This is a genomic window from Dyadobacter sp., from assembly GCF_017744695.1.
Classification (GTDB): Bacteria; Bacteroidota; Bacteroidia; order Cytophagales; family Spirosomataceae; genus Dyadobacter.
In genome coordinates this window covers 1,648,028-1,663,499 of the sequence record NZ_JAGIAS010000001.1, presented here as the reverse complement: position 1 = coordinate 1,663,499, position 15,472 = coordinate 1,648,028, and the positions used below count along the sequence as shown (strand labels likewise).

The following is a 15,472-nucleotide window of genomic DNA, read 5'->3' as shown; positions in this document are numbered from 1 at the left end:
GTCTTATTGCTCTTCGAGCGCTTCCAGAATATCCATCATCGAGCCAAAATCCTTATAGCCGGGACGGATTTCCTCGCTTCCGCGCAATGCAATGCCGATATTCGGGAGCAGTTCGGTGAGTGCGCTCACCGTAAACTCGTTGTCAAGCCCGAAGCCTACCAGCACGGGGTAGTCGGCTTCTACGGTACTCAACACCTGCATCCACGACTCGGACAGTTCTGCCTCACTATCGCTTTCCAGCAGGAAATGGGTTACTTCGCCTTCGTAGCGGCTCAGAATGGGAACGATTTCGCCTGCTTCGTAGAGATCGACGCTCACGCGCAAGAGCAGCGGCAATCCCAGTTCGGTACGCAGGTAATTGAGCAAGCCCGGGTCATTCACTTGCACCGCGTGCACGGGATAGTCATTCAGCGCGCTCACGATCGCGTCCGGATCGGTTTTGGAAGTCTCGGCGACGAGCGTCACGCCTGCGAGCCAGGAACAGATATCTTCGAATTTTTTGGGAGAAATATAATTGGGAGAATCTTCGTCAATAGAAAAACCAAGCATTTCAACGCCCATTCCTGCACAATAACGCGCGTCGGAGAGGTTGGTAACATTGCTGATTTTTACGGTTTTAGTAAGCATTGAAACAGTACTGTATATTAAATTATTTGATTAAAACCTTCTCTTCCTGCAATAGCCCGCGAAGACTGATGTCCACGTCGAGATCAGGCCAATGGATGCCGGTTTCTGAGACAATATATTGATCCAGATCATAGTCTTCTGCATTTGCCAGATATGGAAGAGACGACAATGTCCTGGTGATTACACGCTTGTCATTCAAGATGAAAAGTGCCAAGTCAAGATCTCTCGCGAAGCCAAAATGGCGAATTTGCAATCCTTTATCCAGAATCATCTGATCAAGATCATCTGCAATGTCGATGACATCATCGTCACCAGCCTCACTAAGAAGAGTTTGAAGCTGTTTACTTATCAAAGGAGTTATGCCAGGCTTGAATGATTTTTTCATAGTTGCAGACGATTATATCCTTAATCACTCTCATTTCATTTTTCTTGAAACCATGGTTGTAGGAAACCTCTATTTCCGGAACCAGGACAATCCTCGCATTACATTTGCCCTTTTCAACGTGAATGTGAATCGGTTCGTGCTCGTTCATCCAGAAGAAAAACCGAAAGCCATTAATATATAACACGGTTAGCATACCAAAATTAGCTAAAAAGTGGCAGAAAAGAACAAAGGCGAAGACTGGTCGCTGATGCGGCCTGTTCTTCGCCAAGGTTGTAATGAGGAATGTTGAGTCTGCTACTTACTGCGCCGAAAACTTATACTTCGTAGTAGTCTTATACGTCTCTACCGGGTTCAGCGTCGTAGTCGGGAACTGAGGCTGGTTCGGGGAATCCGGGTAATGCTCGGTTTCGAGGCAGAGGCCGAAGCGTTTTGAAAAGGTTGCGCCTTTGCCGGTGAGTTTGCCGTCGAGGAAGTTACCGGTGTAGAACTGCACGCCAGGTTCGGTCGTGAAAACTTCCATCACGCGGCCGCTTTGAGGATCTTTTACGGTGGCAAATTTTTCCAGGCCATCACCGCTGCGTTTCAGCACCCAGCAGTGGTCGTAGCCGCCGCCGGCTTTAATCTGCTCGTCTTCTACCTTGTCGATACCGGCGCCCACTTTGGTAGCCTTGCGGAAATCGAATGGCGTTCCTTCCACGGCGCGGAGTTTACCGGTCGGGATGAGCGTGGTGTCCACGGGCACGATGCTATCCGAGGCGATGGTTACTTCATGGTCGAGAATGTCGCGTTTCAGGCCGGTGAGGTTGAAATACGAATGGTTGGTTAGGTTCACGACGGTCGGCTTGTCGGTGGTCGCGGTGTAGTCGATCGTCAATGCATTCTCGTTGTCGAGCGTGTAAACCACTTTCACCGTCAGGTTACCCGGGTAGCCTTCTTCCATATCCTTACTGGTATATTCCAGTTGCAATCCTACCACCGAATCCTGCTTGATTTCGGTTGCTTTCCAGATCACTTTATCGAAGCCTTTTGTCCCGCCATGCAATGCATTTGGTCCGTTGTTGATCGCCAGCGAGTACTCCTGGCCATTCAGCTTGAATTTTCCTTTCGCAATGCGGTTGCCATAGCGGCCAACCAATGCGCCAAAGAACGGGTGGCCGCTCAGATAAGGTGCGAGTGAGTCGAAGCCAAGCACCACATCCGCCCACTGGCCATCTTTGTCCGGTGCGGTGAGCTTGGTGATGATCCCGCCATAGTTGGTGATGTTGACGGTCATGCCGTTCGCATTGGTCAGTGTGTACAGGTCGGCCTGCTGGCCGTCGGGAAGCTGGCCGAAAGCCTCTTTGGAAATAGTACTGATCATTTTTTCTTCATTCTTGGTTTTTGAGCAACTGAAAATGGCCAGGCCAACCAGCGCAGTGAGTAAAAAAGGGATTCTTCTCATGGTCAAAGGTTAAGAGTTTGTGTAAATGGTCAGATTTATCCGAGGGCAACTTCCTCCGTGCCGTCGGTGATTTTCACGCGGTAGCAAGGCAGGTCGATTTTGTATTTTTCAAGATAGGCTTGCTTCATTTTGTCCTCAAAAGCGTCCACACCTTCTTTTTTCACCAGATTAATGGTACAACCTCCGAAACCGCCGCCCATCATCCGCGCGCCGAGTACCGAATCATCGTCGAGTGTCTGCGCCACCAGAAAGTCCAGTTCCGGGCAGCTTACCTCGTATTCATTTTGCAATCCGAAATGGGTCGCATACATTTTTTTGCCAAAATCGGGGAGATTACCTTGCACAAGCAGGTCGCAGGCGTCCTGCACGCGCTGGATTTCCTCGGTCATGAACTTGGCACGGCGATAAACCACGTCACCCATCTCCTCCTTATGTGCCTCTACCAAGGCTGGCGTCGCGTCGCGGAGGCTAAGGACTTTGGAGTCATGTTGCTGTAAAATGGCGGTGGCTTTCTCGCATTCCTGCCGGCGGGTATTGTATTCCGAACTGGCTAGGGAGTGTTTCACCATTGTGTCACAAAGCACGATCAGGTAATCGTCCATCGGGAAAGGGAAGTACTCATATTCCAGCGAGCGGCAGTCGAGGCGGATCACCGATTCCTCTTTGCCAAATGCCGAAGCAAACTGGTCCATAATGCCGCATTGTACGCCTACATATTCATTCTCCGCTTTCTGCGACATTTTTACAATGCTGAAACGGTCGAGGTTAAGCCCATAGATTTCATTCAATGCAAATAAAAGGCAGCATTCCAATGCCGCCGACGACGATAGCCCGGCACCTACCGGCACATTACCGCCGAATGCCGCTTGGAAACCTCCGATCTTCAAGCCCTTCTTCTGGATTTGCTCTACAATGCCAATCTGGTAATGCGGCCACGACTTTTCCGGTTTGGAAAGATCATCCAGTGAAAAAGAATAAGTCTGGTCGAGGTCCGCGGCGTAGAGGATCACCTGGTCGTCTTCGCGCGGCGCGATCACGAAATACACGGCCTTGTCCACACTCGCGGGGAGTACGAAGCCATTATTATAATCGGTGTGCTCACCGATGAGGTTAATGCGGCCCGGGGAGCGGAACACGCGCACAACTTCGCGCGTGGCGGGGCCAAATTTTAAGAAATATTTATCCTGGATACCTTCTGCGATATCGGTTTCTGTCAGTAGCATTTTCGTTTCGGTCGGTTTAATATCCTTTTACAAGGGTCACTTCATTGGCGATTGCGGCGCCGCTTTGTATTGCAAAAATGTTGTTCAGAAATAAATCTACTTTACCCATATGCTCATTTTTGTGCCCGCCACCGGTATGCTGGGTCAGGATCACATTGTCCATTTGCCATAGCAGACTATCGGCAGGTAATGGTTCGATTTCTGTAACGTCCAGCACCGCACCGTCCAGTTTGCCTGACTTCAATGCGTCGATCAACGCATTTTCATCGGTAGTACTGCCGCGTCCAACGCTTGCATAAACGCTCTGGTCCTTCATGGCCGAGATAAACTCTGCGTTCACGAAATGCTGCGCGGTTCCGGGTAATGTGTTGATCACCAGATCGGCATGCGGCAGTGCATTGAAAAGATCTTCTTTGCTGCGTAGATCGGCCTCCTGCGACGTACGCGCCATTAAATGCGTGGTACAGCCAAGTCCTTTCAATATCGCATTCACCGATTGCCCTATCGTTCCTGCGCCCAGCACGATCACCGTCTGTTTGTATAAAATCTTTAACTCAGCGCGGAGCGGCGTTCCGATCCATTCTGTTTTCTGCTTCAAAAGCGTCAGCTTATCGATACCGCGATACAATGCGAGCACGCCACCGACGATCGATTCGGCACACGGACGTGCGAACCAGTCGCCCATATTGGCCGTTCTGACGTGATCGGGAATGGCTATGGACGAGTATTGATCGAACCCGGCTGAATCGAGCTGCCAGAATTTCAGATTGGTAGGAATACTTTCGAACCACGCTACCGGCGGGTTGCCCAGGATGTAATCTGCGCTGGCAAACCAGGATTTAAGCTCCTCATTACTGGCCGATTCGGTGCGGAAATGGATCTGATGCTGCGGGGTAAGCGCTTCGCTCAGTTTGGCATTGAGCGAGCCGTCGAGTAATGCGTGGCAGTATATGATCATCTATTGTTTTTGTTTTAAAGAAGCAAGGTAAAATGATTTACCTGTAATATCTGTTTATCAGACGGTGAAATAGGCCTTTATCCTCCACAATGGAGTACTTTCAAATCTTTTTTAGGATTTTCCGGGCCCGGGACTGGAATGCCGCCGGCTCATATTCGACCGACTCTTCCAGGAACACACGAAGTTCTTTTTGGATCTCCGGGTAAATTTTCGACAGGTTAAAAAGAATGGTCAGGCAAAATGTGCGGATTGCAATGGCTAGCTGGCGGTTCGCGATAATGCTGAATGCCGCATCCATTAACTCACCGTGAAATTCATCGGGGATACTGATGTCCTGCAAAATGCGGGCACTGTTACGGATCACCGCATCATGAATGTCGGTGCGTTTCAGCTGGCTTATGAGCACGCCTATGTACGGGCGGATGAGCTCCGGGCGCTCGTGCGTGGCAATGCTCACGCTGTACGCCGCGCGTTGCGCGAGACGGTACTCGTCGGACTCGAAGCAATGCATCAGGTGCCTGAATGCGTCCTCCGAAGTGCAGGCGTACATGGCTACTTCCGTAGCTTTCCGCTTGGATTGATAGGGATCGGCCAGTAATTCTTCCTTGATGTTCATGATATTGAGCGATCTAAAGGCAAATGCCCCACGTTTCGGCAGGGCATTCGCAGACATTACTTCAAGTAGGACCAATTACTTGATCTCACCCACCATGTCTTCGGGTTTTACCCATGCGTCGAACTCTTCGGGCGTCAGGTAGCCCAGCGCAACGGCTGTTTCTTTTAGCGTAGAACCATTTTTGTGAGCGGTCTGCGCGATTTCAGCAGCTTTATAGTAACCGATTTTGGTATTCAAAGCAGTTACCAGCATCAGTGAGTTGTTCACGTGTTTTTTGATATTCTCGTGCAGTGGCTCGATACCTACTGCGCAATTGTCGTTGAACGACACGCACACATCACCGATCAAACGGGCTGAATGCAGGAAGTTGTAGGCCATCAATGGTTTGAAAACGTTCAGCTCGAAATGGCCGTTAGAACCGCCGATGCCGATAGCGACGTCGTTCCCCATTACCTGTGCCGCTACCATGGTCATGGCTTCGCATTGGGTAGGGTTCACTTTGCCCGGCATAATGGAGCTTCCCGGTTCGTTATCAGGAATGTGGATCTCGCCGATACCTGAGCGCGGGCCCGACGACAACATACGGATGTCGTTACCGATCTTCATCAGGCTTACCGCCACGGTTTTCAATGCGCCGTGCGCTTCCACGATCGCGTCGTGTGCTGCTAATGCTTCGAATTTGTTTTCAGCAGTAATAAAAGGCAGGCCTGTCAATGCAGCGATGTGCCGCGCTACATTTTCCGAATAGCCGGCAGGCGTGTTGATGCCGGTTCCCACAGCCGTACCGCCCAGCGCAAGTTCCGAAAGGTGCGCCAATGTGTTGTGAATCGCTCTCAAACCGTGGTCGAGCTGCGAAACGTAGCCTGAAAACTCCTGACCCAAAGTCAGCGGCGTAGCGTCCATGAAGTGCGTACGGCCGATTTTAACTACATTTTTAAATGCTTCGGATTTTGCTTTCAACGTATCGCGGAGCTTCGTAATGCCCGGAATGGTCACGTCCACCAGGATTTTGTAAGCCGCAATGTGCATCGCGGTAGGGTAGGTATCGTTCGACGACTGCGACTTGTTTACGTCGTCGTTCGGATGCAAAAACTTGGTTTTATCTGCCAGGTCGCCGCCTTGCAGTACGTGTCCACGGTAGGCGATCACCTCGTTGCAGTTCATGTTCGACTGCGTCCCGGAGCCTGTTTGCCACACCACCAATGGAAACTGGTCGTCGAGCTGGTCGGTCAGGATTTCGTCGCAAACTCTGCCGATCAGGTCGCTTTTTTCTTTTGGAAGAATGCCCGCCTCGAAGTTGGTGATCGCGGCTGCTTTTTTCAGGTATGCAAAGGCTTTGATGATTTCCTTCGGCATTTTATTAATATCCTGTGCGATAGGAAAGTTCTGGATCGAGCGTTGCGTCTGGGCGCCCCAATATACGTGGGCAGGGACCTGCACTTCGCCCATCGTGTCTTTTTCTATACGGTATTCCATTTTTGAAGTAGAATGATAATGTAATTGAACAATGTGCGGTAAAGTTAGGATCGGGTTTGCAGTTTCTGGAGTTTTTTATGGATAAATGTTCATGTCTGAAAAAAGAATGTTTAGATTGACCGCCCGGGATCCTAAACACCGCTTTTCATGACACCCAAAATCAGTATTTATCCTGACTATGCACATATGAGCTCTGCTGCTGCCGAGCGCGTGATCGACCTGATGAACCATAAGCCGACGTCGGTGATCTGCTTCCCGTCGGGCAGCTCGCCGAAAGGCATGTTCGACGCATTGGTAACCGCCAATCAGAACGGCCGCGTCGATTTTTCGAAATGCATTTTCATCGGCCTCGATGAATGGATAGGCCTTGGCGCCGGCGATGATGGCAGCTGCCGCGACCTGTTAGACCGCGATTTTCTGAAACCTATCGGCCTCCGTCCCGACCAGATTGTCTTTTTCGATGGCAAGGCCTTCGACCCGCAGGCAGAATGCGACCGTGTCAATAAAGTAGTGGAAAGCCTCGGCGGTCTCGACCTTATTATATTAGGTGTCGGCATGAACGGCCACCTCGCGCTCAATGAGCCCGGCACGCCCTGGGACGCCTATGCCCACATTTCCGAACTCGATCTGGTAACCGTGGAGGTAGGTCAAAAGTATTTCAAACAGCCCACCGCCCTCACACGTGGCATTACCGTGGGCATCCGGCATATTCTGGAAGCCCGTTCGGCGATTCTGCTCGCTTCCGGGCGCGCAAAAGCCCCGGTGATCCAGCGCGCGCTCGCATTTCCAGTCTCCAAGGATTTCCCGGCGACCGTTTTGCAGAATCATATGAATGCGGAGTTTATATTGGATGCGGACGCCGCGGAGTTGGTTTCGTAGTCGGTTGCATAGACATATATATGACTGTTTATTGAATTTGCTTATGAAGACTGTCAATACAAATAAAAGTGTTGATACTTCGGTCGAAGAAGAGCAAGAGGACATTGCGTTGATGGATGCATTGCAGAGTGGTTTAGCAACGGAGGACGAAAAGCGTGATTTTGAATCCTGGCTCTTTACTATCGAAAGATAACTATTCATAAAATCACTTTTCAAGCCATCATTTCAGACCCAATTCAGATATTTTATCCTGCACAAAGGCGAATTTCGATTCACTTCACTGAAATTGGCAAGTCATTTACAGCCGAATGCCCGTCACGCCTAAATTTGACGCAGTTCTTTGTGAACGCCCGTCAATCGGGGTGGTGGTTTTTGCTTTTGGCCCCCTCAGCCAAAACACAGCAAAACAAAAAAGGAACCGTGTGCAATTCACGGGCAGTCGTGCTACTGTAAGTATCCGCCCTGAGTATACAGGGCCTGTTTTTACCCTCGCGTCCCATTGCAGCGCCCCGGCGCGGCGAGAAGGGCGGTAAAAATGATACAAGCCAGGAGACTTGCCATCATCCTCAATGGCTTTTCCCTCACGGGTGGGGAGCAGTCAAGTATTGATTTACCACATTTTATTGCAGTACCACAGGCTTCCCGGCTGGCTCGGGGGACTGTTCGTTTCGCAGGGTAGCCGCGTGTTGCCGCATTGGAATGAAGTACCGGCTAGCGTCCGCAACAGGCGTTTGCAGGGATGGGAGGGTGTTTTCACAGGGTTTTTATTAACTCTTTAAACACAAAAGTATGTTGTCACACAACCTCGGCTACCCGCGCGTGGGAAGCCTCCGCGAACTCAAAAAGGCCAACGAGCAATTTTGGGCCGGTACCATCGATCGGGATGCTTTACAGAAGATCGCCCGGAAGATCCGCCACCAGAACTGGGAAACACAGCAGCAGGCAGGCATAGGCCTCGTTCCTTCCAATGATTTTTCGCTCTACGACCATGTTCTCGACACTTCTTTGATGGTAGGCGCCATTCCAGAACGTTACCACCAATTACTCGACGGGAAGTCCAACAAGGAACTCGAGCTGTATTTTGCGATGGCGCGTGGATACCAGAAGAACGGACTGGATATCAATGCGATGGAAATGACAAAATGGTTTGATACCAACTATCATTACCTCGTTCCCGAGTTTGTAAAAAACCAAAAATTCAAACGGTATTCGGAGAAGGTTTTGCTGGAATTTGAAGATGCATTGCAAAAAGGCATTCTCACCAAACCTGTTCTGCTTGGTCCGGTTACGTATTTGCTTTTGGGTAAGGAAAAAGAAGGTGGTTTCGAGCGGATTGATCTGCTGGATAGTCTTTTGCCTGTTTATATATCAATACTTAAAGAGCTCTCGGCAAGAGGCGTCGAATGGGTTCAACTCGACGAACCGGGATTGGTGCTGGATTTAAATGAAAAGGAAAAGCTCGCTTTTCTGAGCGCATACAGCCAGATCCGGGAGGCACTTCCGAAGCTGCGTATTCTGGTAACCACCTATTTCGGCCCGCTGGAAGATAATCTGTCGACCGCGACGGCATTGCCGGTGGATGCATTGCATATAGACCTGACGCGCGGCGTGGAAACGCTGCCGCAAATCCTGGCCGAGGAAGCATTCGTGTCTTCTTCGAAAAAGCTTTCGCTGGGCGTCGTGGATGGACGCAATATCTGGAAGAACGACTATCGGAAGTCGCTGGAATGGATTCAAACGGCGATTGGCATGCTGGGAGCAGAACGTGTTTTAGTGGCGCCATCGTCGTCTTTGCTGCACAGCCCTTATGACCTGGATCTTGAAAAGAACGAGGCGGTTTTGACGCCGGAAATCAAAAACTGGCTGGCATTTGCCAAACAGAAACTGAATGAGGTGACTACACTGGCAAGGCTCGCAGCGATGGATTATTCGATTGATAGCGCATTTCTGGATAACCAAAAGGCGATTGAAAGCCGCCGTACATCCATATTGATCCATAAGCCGGCCGTTAAAGCACGGGTTAGCCAGGTACAGGAATCCGATTTTGACCGGCAGAATAGCTTTGCGATCCGGCAGGCCATTCAGTTGGATAAACTGAAATTACCCCTGTTTCCCTCGACAACCATCGGCTCCTTTCCACAAACCGACGAGGTAAGGCAGCTCCGGGCGCAGTTCAAAAAAGGGGCATTGACGGTCGACGAGTATGAAACCCACATTAGGGAGGAAATCGTGGACTCGCTGCGCTGGCAGGAGGAGCTCGGGATCGATGTGCTGGTGCACGGAGAGTTCGAGCGAAACGATATGGTGGAGTATTTCGGCGAGCAGCTTTCAGGTTTTGTTTTTACCCAAAATGGCTGGGTACAGAGCTACGGCAGCCGCTGCGTAAAGCCACCGATTATTTACGGTGATGTAGAGCGTGAAGAGCCGATGACCGTGAAATGGTCGGCTTTTGCACAGGCCAATTCCGAAAAACTGGTAAAGGGTATGTTGACAGGGCCGGTGACTATCCTGCAATGGTCGTTCGTGCGCGATGACCAGCCCAGAAAAGACACTACTTTCCAGATTGCATTGGCTATCCGCGACGAGGTGGTCGATCTGGAAAAGGCGGGAATCAAGGTGATACAAATAGACGAGCCGGCGATTCGGGAAGGGCTGCCGCTGCGGAAACATGCCTGGCAAAGCTATTTGAAATGGGCTGTGGACGCATTCCGGCTGAGCGCGGCGGGTGTGGCCGATCAGACGCAGATCCACACGCACATGTGCTACTCGGAGTTTAACGACATTATCGATTCCATCGCGGCGATGGACGCTGACGTGATAACCATTGAAACATCGCGCTCGCAAATGGAGCTGCTCGACGCATTCGCGCAATTCAATTACCCGAACGAGATCGGTCCTGGCGTGTATGACATCCACTCGCCCCGCGTGCCGACCGTGGACGAAATGATTGTGTTGCTCGAAAAGGCATTAAAGGTAATCCCGGCGCGGAATCTGTGGGTGAACCCGGATTGCGGACTGAAGACCCGTAAATGGCCGGAAACCGAAGCCGCTTTGCGTAACATGATTTCTGCCGCTAACTTGCTGCGCGAATCGGTCGCGGTCATAGGCTAGCGGAGAGGTGGAATGGTCAGGAGTGGTCAAGTGTGGCCATTTGTAGTCATGTGTTGTCAGGAATGGTCAAATGTGGTCATTTGTAGTAAGGAGTAGTAAGACGTATTTGCGAATTTATAGGAAGGAGAAATTGTGTCAAGTTGTCACCAGACAATCTCGGCCGCTCCGATTATGCATGACTTGACTACACTTGACTATTCTTGACAACACATGACAACACCTGACTATTCTTGACCAAACCTGACCACTCCTGACTATTCTTGATCACACCTGACCACCCCAACCGATATCAATACAATTAACACGTTTTCATTTTGACATTAGAAGAAAAAATCACCGCCTCGGAAACCCGTGTATTTAAAACGGTTTTCCCTAATAACACCAATCATTATGATACGCTTTTCGGCGGCACGGCGCTGTCGATGATGGACGAGGTCGCTTTTATTGCCGCCACGCGGTTTTCCAGGTTGCGGTGCGTGACTGTATCGTCCGACCGTATCGATTTTACACACCCCATTCCTGCGGGAACCATTATCGAGCTGGTAGGTCGGGTAGAGACCGTCGGGAATACCAGCATGAAGGTTCGTGTCGATATTTTCGTCGAAAAGATGTACGAGATAAGCCGTGAAAAGGCCGTGACGGGGATTTTTACATTTGTGGCGCTGGACGAGCATCATAAGCCTACCAAAATTCTGTAAATACAGCCGCATCAGCCAATCCCGAAGCCCGAAGGGTCGTTTACGAAATTGTACAATTTATCATACGGCACCGAATTGTGTAGCAAATAGGTCACACATTCGAAGTGGTTCATAATTAATCAATTAAATGCGGGTCGGCGGGGGGATCTGTTATCATTTCATTATCCGGGCCATTTATTTGGTTGATTCCGAACCGTTTAATAACATTATGACGGTAATTAGCCTCTGGCGCCGGGTTGCAGCCTTGCTCAAAATGCTTATCTTGCACGCCTTTTGAACGGTGTAGAAGAAAACTGTACACATTATTCTAATCACGCTTTAATGAAAATTTTAGGTATCTCGGCTTTCTATCATGATTCGGCCGCGGCTCTTATAGATAATGGCGAAATTGTTGCCGCAGCACAGGAAGAGCGTTTTACACGCAAAAAGCACGACCCCGGTTTTCCCTCCAACGCAGTTGCGTTTTGCCTTGAATACGGCGGTTTGTCCATTAACGAGCTCGATGCGATTGTTTTTTACGACAAACCATTATTGAAATTTGAAAGACTGCTCGAAACCTACTACGCATTTGCGCCCAAAGGCGTCCGCTCGTTCCTGACCGCGATGCCGGTGTGGATCAAGGAAAAGATGTTCCTGAAACGGCTTATCAACGAAGAGCTGGAAAAACTGGGTTACGATAAAAAGAAGAAAAAGGTGAAAATGCTCTTCCCGGAGCACCACCTCTCGCACGCAGCCAGTGCATATTATCCTTCCCCGTACGAAAAATCGGCTATCCTTACCATCGATGGTGTAGGTGAATGGGCTACCGCATCGATCTGTCTCGGTGAAGGAAAAGATATCAGCATTCTCAAAGAACTTCGCTTCCCGCATTCGCTCGGGTTGCTTTATTCTGCGTTCACTTACTTCCTGGGTTTCCGTGTAAACTCGGGCGAGTACAAGCTGATGGGCCTCGCGCCGTATGGTGACCCGTCGTCGCCGGACATCAAGCGCTATGAAGATATTATCCTGAAAGAACTCATCGATCTGAAAGAGGATGGTTCGGTGTGGCTCAACCAGGAGTATTTCGACTATGCTACCGGCCTGAAAATGGTGAATGAGCATAAATGGGAAGCATTGTTCGGCTTTAAAACCCGTCGGCCGGAAGATGCGCTCGAGGCGGTGCATTGTAACCTCGGCCTCGCGATCCAGAACATTACCGAGGAAGCTGTGGTGCGCATGGCGAAAGAAGCCAAACGCCTTACCGGTGCCGATTACCTGTGTATGGCCGGAGGGGTCGCGTTGAACTGCGTGTCTAACGGTAAGCTGCAAAAAGCGAATATTTTCAAAGATATTTTCATCCAACCTGCTGCCGGTGACGCCGGAGGTGCGCTGGGTGCGGCGCAAGCGGCTTATCATATTTATTTTGGCCAGGAAAGAAAGATCACCTGGAAGGCCGACGCCATGCGCGGGTCTTACCTGGGGCCTACTTTTTCCGACCTCGATGTTGCATTGACGGCGAAGAAGTACAAGGCGGTTTATACGCATTACGAGAATTTCAAAGACCTGACGCAGGAAGCAGCAAGGCTATTGTCGGAAGGTAATGTGGTAGGCTGGGTACAGGGCCGTATGGAATTCGGGCCGCGTGCATTGGGTGGCCGCAGCATCCTGGGCGATCCACGGAATGCCGAAATGCAGAAAAAATTGAATTTGAAGATCAAGTACCGCGAATCGTTCCGGCCTTTTGCGCCTTCCGTGCTGGCGGAGGATTGTCAGGACTATTTCGATTACGACGGGATCTCGCCGTATATGTTATTGGTACACCCGGTTGCGGAAAGCCGCCGGAAGCCGGTACCGGCGAACTACGGCTCGCTGGATTTGCGTGAAAAGCTCTATTTCGAACGCTCCGACCTGCCTTCGATCACGCACATCGATTACTCGGCACGTATTCAAACGGTACACAAGGAAACCAACCCCCGCTACTACGATCTGATCGATTCCTTCAAGGCGCTGACAGGCTACGCGGTGATTGTGAATACGAGCTTCAACGTACGCGGAGAGCCTATCGTGTGTACGCCGAACGACGCGTACCGGTGCTTCATGCGCACGGAAATGGACTACCTGGTAGTGGGTAACTATATTTTTGATAAAAAGCAGCAGCCCGAATGGCTGGAAAAAGATAACTGGAAAGAAGAGTTCGTTCTTGACTAATCCCGTATCATTGAGCACCCAAAATAATGGCATCTAAAATCGTTACCAGTGTTATCCGCATCCTGTTCCTGGGATTGCTCTTTGTGTTCCTGTTCTATCCGGACAAGTTCCACATCAAATTCGATTACCCGGGATATCCTCAGAGCGATAGCTGGCATGTGCGGCTCGCCAAATTTGCATTCTGGTTTTTGCTGATCATCGAGATCTTGCGCGTCTTCTATTATGGGGTGGTAAAAAGCAAGGCCAAAGGGCTTGTTGCCAATGTCGTAACGATCATTACGCCGCTGATTGTCGTTTTGATTTTCCTTGAAATCGTGTTCATGTACGTACCGCAAAGCCATGAGGGCGTGCTTTCGAAAGCGTCGCAGATCTGGTGGGAAAAATACTGGCATCCGGTGAATGCGCTGGGTTACCACGATAAGGAGGTACAGAATGAGCCCGGAAAGAAAAAAGTCCTTGTGATCGGCGATTCATTTGCGGCAGGGCACGGTTTGAAGGATGTTAATGAGCGCTTTTCCAATATGCTCGAAGCCAAGCTCGGGCCGGATAAATATACTGTCTATAACCTGGGAATGTCGGGGGCCGACACCCGCGACGAGGTGAAACGCTTGCAGGATTTTCCTGTAAAACCGGACATTATCATTCTGGAGTATTTCCCGAATGATATCGAGAAAGTAGGCCGCGAAAAAGGCCTTACCCTCACGGGAGCGGAACCTTATGCCGATCTCAAAGGGCCGATGGCGACGATTGTGAAGCGCTTTTATTTGCCGAATTTTATTTACTGGCAACTACCACACACCGGTTTCAGTACGTTTGAGAAATTTGTCCAAACTGCATATACCGACACCACGGTTCTGAATGCGCATTTGCGAGACCTTTCCGGGATGATTGCCTATCGCGACAGTACGAAAGCACAGATGTACGCCGTTTTCATTCCGTTCCTGTTCCAGGTGGATAAAAGTGCCGGGTATACCCAACCGGTGGAAGATTACCTGAAAGCGAACAATGTGACGGTAGTGGGGATCAACGACGGTGTGGTTAAAATTCCGGAAAAAGAGCGTGTTGTGGGTAAGAACGACGGCCATGGCAGTGCAACGCTCAACCAGTTGATTGCCGACAGGCTCTACCAGGCAATGGGCAAACGATAACTCAGAATTAACGGGTTAGAAGTGTGCAGAAAAGTAATTAAGTTCTAAATTTGAATTTTTAAACACTATATAAGATGGATTTCTTAACTGATTTATTTGCCTTTATGAAGGAGCGTAAGAAATGGTGGCTCGCTCCTGTGATCATCGTTCTGCTTCTGATTGGTGTACTTATCGTGATCGGTGGTGGTTCGGCTGTTGCGCCTTTCATCTACACTTTGTTCTGATTTCTTTCAGCACAACGCAGATCAATCCGGTTCTTGTCTGAAACTTCGTCTGGCAGCAATGCACAACGCATTGCTGCCAATAACATACTACTTTATTAAAATGAGTGAATCAGAAAAAGTCAAAGCGCAGCTGGTGATCGTCACCGGGCTGGTGGTGCTATACTTTATTTTTAAATCTCAATATCCCTATTTCCTGATCGCCGCTGCTGTGATAGGCGTTTGCAGTCTGGCCATTCCGGTTTTTGGGGACCTGATAGTGAAAGGCTGGTATAAAATCGCGGAAGTGCTGGGCGCAATTAACGGGAAAATCCTTTTGTCGTTGGTATTCTTCGTTGTCTTGTTCCCGGTTGCGCTCATTGCGAAGCTGACCAAGAAAAACCCGCTTCATTTGAAGAAAGAGGACACCGATAGCGTGTTTACGGAAAGAAACCACAAATACTCGGCAAAGGACCTGGAACAGGTCTGGTAATGCCGGAGAGCAAAATACTTAAATGCAAAA

General features: G+C 49.9%; 16 protein-coding genes and 1 riboswitch. Of the genes, 8 read left to right on the top strand and 8 right to left on the bottom strand.

From position 1 onward, the window contains the following. Positions 1 to 3 precede the first annotated feature (3 nt). From J7619_RS06455 to fumC, 8 genes are all read right to left on the bottom strand, one after another. A complete protein-coding gene (locus tag J7619_RS06455) occupies positions 4 to 627 on the bottom strand; it encodes a hypothetical protein (protein ID WP_291195773.1) in 624 nt (207 codons plus the stop codon). 22 nt (positions 628 to 649) lie between these two features. Continuing rightward, positions 650 to 1,012 (bottom strand): DUF2442 domain-containing protein, encoded by a 363-nt coding sequence (locus J7619_RS06450; RefSeq protein WP_291195771.1) that lies wholly within the window; start codon positions 1,010 to 1,012, stop codon positions 650 to 652. Further along, a complete protein-coding gene (locus tag J7619_RS06445; protein ID WP_291196510.1) occupies positions 969 to 1,160 on the bottom strand; it encodes a DUF4160 domain-containing protein in 192 nt (63 codons plus the stop codon). Before J7619_RS06445 ends, J7619_RS06450 begins: the two co-directional genes overlap by 44 nt. A 150-nt stretch (positions 1,161 to 1,310) precedes the next feature. Further along, the gene (locus J7619_RS06440; RefSeq protein WP_291195769.1) at positions 1,311 to 2,453 is read right to left on the bottom strand and encodes an aldose epimerase family protein; all 1,143 of its coding nucleotides are present in this window, start codon (positions 2,451 to 2,453) and stop codon (positions 1,311 to 1,313) included. 35 nt (positions 2,454 to 2,488) lie between these two features. Beyond that, positions 2,489 to 3,676 (bottom strand): galactokinase, encoded by a 1,188-nt coding sequence (locus J7619_RS06435; RefSeq protein WP_291195767.1) that lies wholly within the window; start codon positions 3,674 to 3,676, stop codon positions 2,489 to 2,491. Between the two features lie 16 nt (positions 3,677 to 3,692). Beyond that, entirely contained in the window at positions 3,693 to 4,634 is a 942-nt protein-coding gene (locus tag J7619_RS06430; protein ID WP_291195765.1) for a D-2-hydroxyacid dehydrogenase, read from the bottom strand. 100 nt (positions 4,635 to 4,734) lie between these two features. Continuing rightward, positions 4,735 to 5,250, bottom strand: a complete 516-nt coding sequence (locus tag J7619_RS06425) for a hypothetical protein (RefSeq protein WP_291195763.1) — start codon at positions 5,248 to 5,250, stop codon at positions 4,735 to 4,737. A gap of 75 nt (positions 5,251 to 5,325) precedes the next feature. Then, a complete protein-coding gene (gene fumC / locus J7619_RS06420) occupies positions 5,326 to 6,726 on the bottom strand; it encodes a class II fumarate hydratase (protein WP_291195761.1) in 1,401 nt (466 codons plus the stop codon). A gap of 147 nt (positions 6,727 to 6,873) precedes the next feature. Here fumC and J7619_RS06415 point away from each other — a divergent pair, with 147 nt between their 5' ends. The 8 genes from J7619_RS06415 (at position 6,874) to J7619_RS06380 (ending at position 15,442) form a co-directional block, all read left to right on the top strand. After that, a complete protein-coding gene (locus J7619_RS06415) occupies positions 6,874 to 7,605 on the top strand; it encodes a 6-phosphogluconolactonase (protein WP_291195759.1) in 732 nt (243 codons plus the stop codon). Positions 7,606 to 7,648: 43 nt separating this feature from the next. Continuing rightward, positions 7,649 to 7,798, top strand: coding sequence for a hypothetical protein (locus J7619_RS06410; protein WP_291195758.1), 150 nt, complete (start codon positions 7,649 to 7,651; stop codon positions 7,796 to 7,798). 156 nt (positions 7,799 to 7,954) lie between these two features. Continuing rightward, positions 7,955 to 8,182: riboswitch (cobalamin riboswitch) on the top strand. A 212-nt stretch (positions 8,183 to 8,394) separates the two neighbouring features. After that, positions 8,395 to 10,716 carry a 5-methyltetrahydropteroyltriglutamate--homocysteine S-methyltransferase gene (gene metE / locus J7619_RS06405; protein ID WP_291195756.1) on the top strand — a complete coding sequence of 774 codons (2,322 nt, stop codon included), beginning with the start codon at positions 8,395 to 8,397 and terminating at the stop codon, positions 10,714 to 10,716. Positions 10,717 to 11,030: 314 nt separating this feature from the next. Next, entirely contained in the window at positions 11,031 to 11,414 is a 384-nt protein-coding gene (locus J7619_RS06400; protein ID WP_291195754.1) for an acyl-CoA thioesterase, read from the top strand. 321 nt (positions 11,415 to 11,735) lie between these two features. Next, positions 11,736 to 13,601, top strand: a complete 1,866-nt coding sequence (locus J7619_RS06395; protein ID WP_291195752.1) for a carbamoyltransferase — start codon at positions 11,736 to 11,738, stop codon at positions 13,599 to 13,601. A 26-nt stretch (positions 13,602 to 13,627) separates the two neighbouring features. Then, on the top strand, positions 13,628 to 14,749 hold the full coding sequence (locus J7619_RS06390; protein ID WP_291195750.1) for an SGNH/GDSL hydrolase family protein: 1,122 nt from the start codon (positions 13,628 to 13,630) through the stop codon (positions 14,747 to 14,749). A 74-nt stretch (positions 14,750 to 14,823) separates the two neighbouring features. After that, positions 14,824 to 14,973 carry a DUF5989 family protein gene (locus tag J7619_RS06385; RefSeq protein ID WP_015812275.1) on the top strand — a complete coding sequence of 50 codons (150 nt, stop codon included), beginning with the start codon at positions 14,824 to 14,826 and terminating at the stop codon, positions 14,971 to 14,973. Positions 14,974 to 15,073: 100 nt separating this feature from the next. After that, positions 15,074 to 15,442: an SxtJ family membrane protein gene (locus J7619_RS06380; protein WP_291195747.1), complete on the top strand. Its 369-nt coding sequence runs from the start codon at positions 15,074 to 15,076 to the stop codon at positions 15,440 to 15,442. Positions 15,443 to 15,472: the final 30 nt, after the last annotated feature.

Excerpts from the sequence above, each read along its gene's own strand:
- J7619_RS06435 (WP_291195767.1), bottom strand. The coding sequence starts at position 3,676 with ATGCTACTGACAGAAACCGATATCGCAGAAGGTATCCAGGATAAATAT.
- J7619_RS06410 (WP_291195758.1), top strand. The coding sequence starts at position 7,649 with ATGAAGACTGTCAATACAAATAAAAGTGTTGATACTTCGGTCGAAGAA.
- J7619_RS06395 (WP_291195752.1), top strand. The coding sequence starts at position 11,736 with ATGAAAATTTTAGGTATCTCGGCTTTCTATCATGATTCGGCCGCGGCT.
- fumC (WP_291195761.1), bottom strand. The coding sequence starts at position 6,726 with ATGGAATACCGTATAGAAAAAGACACGATGGGCGAAGTGCAGGTCCCT.
- J7619_RS06385 (WP_015812275.1), top strand. The coding sequence starts at position 14,824 with ATGGATTTCTTAACTGATTTATTTGCCTTTATGAAGGAGCGTAAGAAA.
- J7619_RS06425 (WP_291195763.1), bottom strand. The coding sequence starts at position 5,250 with ATGAACATCAAGGAAGAATTACTGGCCGATCCCTATCAATCCAAGCGG.
- J7619_RS06380 (WP_291195747.1), top strand. The coding sequence starts at position 15,074 with ATGAGTGAATCAGAAAAAGTCAAAGCGCAGCTGGTGATCGTCACCGGG.
- J7619_RS06455 (WP_291195773.1), bottom strand. The coding sequence starts at position 627 with ATGCTTACTAAAACCGTAAAAATCAGCAATGTTACCAACCTCTCCGAC.
- J7619_RS06440 (WP_291195769.1), bottom strand. The coding sequence starts at position 2,453 with ATGAGAAGAATCCCTTTTTTACTCACTGCGCTGGTTGGCCTGGCCATT.
- J7619_RS06390 (WP_291195750.1), top strand. The coding sequence starts at position 13,628 with ATGGCATCTAAAATCGTTACCAGTGTTATCCGCATCCTGTTCCTGGGA.
- J7619_RS06415 (WP_291195759.1), top strand. The coding sequence starts at position 6,874 with ATGACACCCAAAATCAGTATTTATCCTGACTATGCACATATGAGCTCT.
- J7619_RS06445 (WP_291196510.1), bottom strand. The coding sequence starts at position 1,160 with ATGAACGAGCACGAACCGATTCACATTCACGTTGAAAAGGGCAAATGT.
- J7619_RS06430 (WP_291195765.1), bottom strand. The coding sequence starts at position 4,634 with ATGATCATATACTGCCACGCATTACTCGACGGCTCGCTCAATGCCAAA.
- metE (WP_291195756.1), top strand. The coding sequence starts at position 8,395 with ATGTTGTCACACAACCTCGGCTACCCGCGCGTGGGAAGCCTCCGCGAA.
- J7619_RS06450 (WP_291195771.1), bottom strand. The coding sequence starts at position 1,012 with ATGAAAAAATCATTCAAGCCTGGCATAACTCCTTTGATAAGTAAACAG.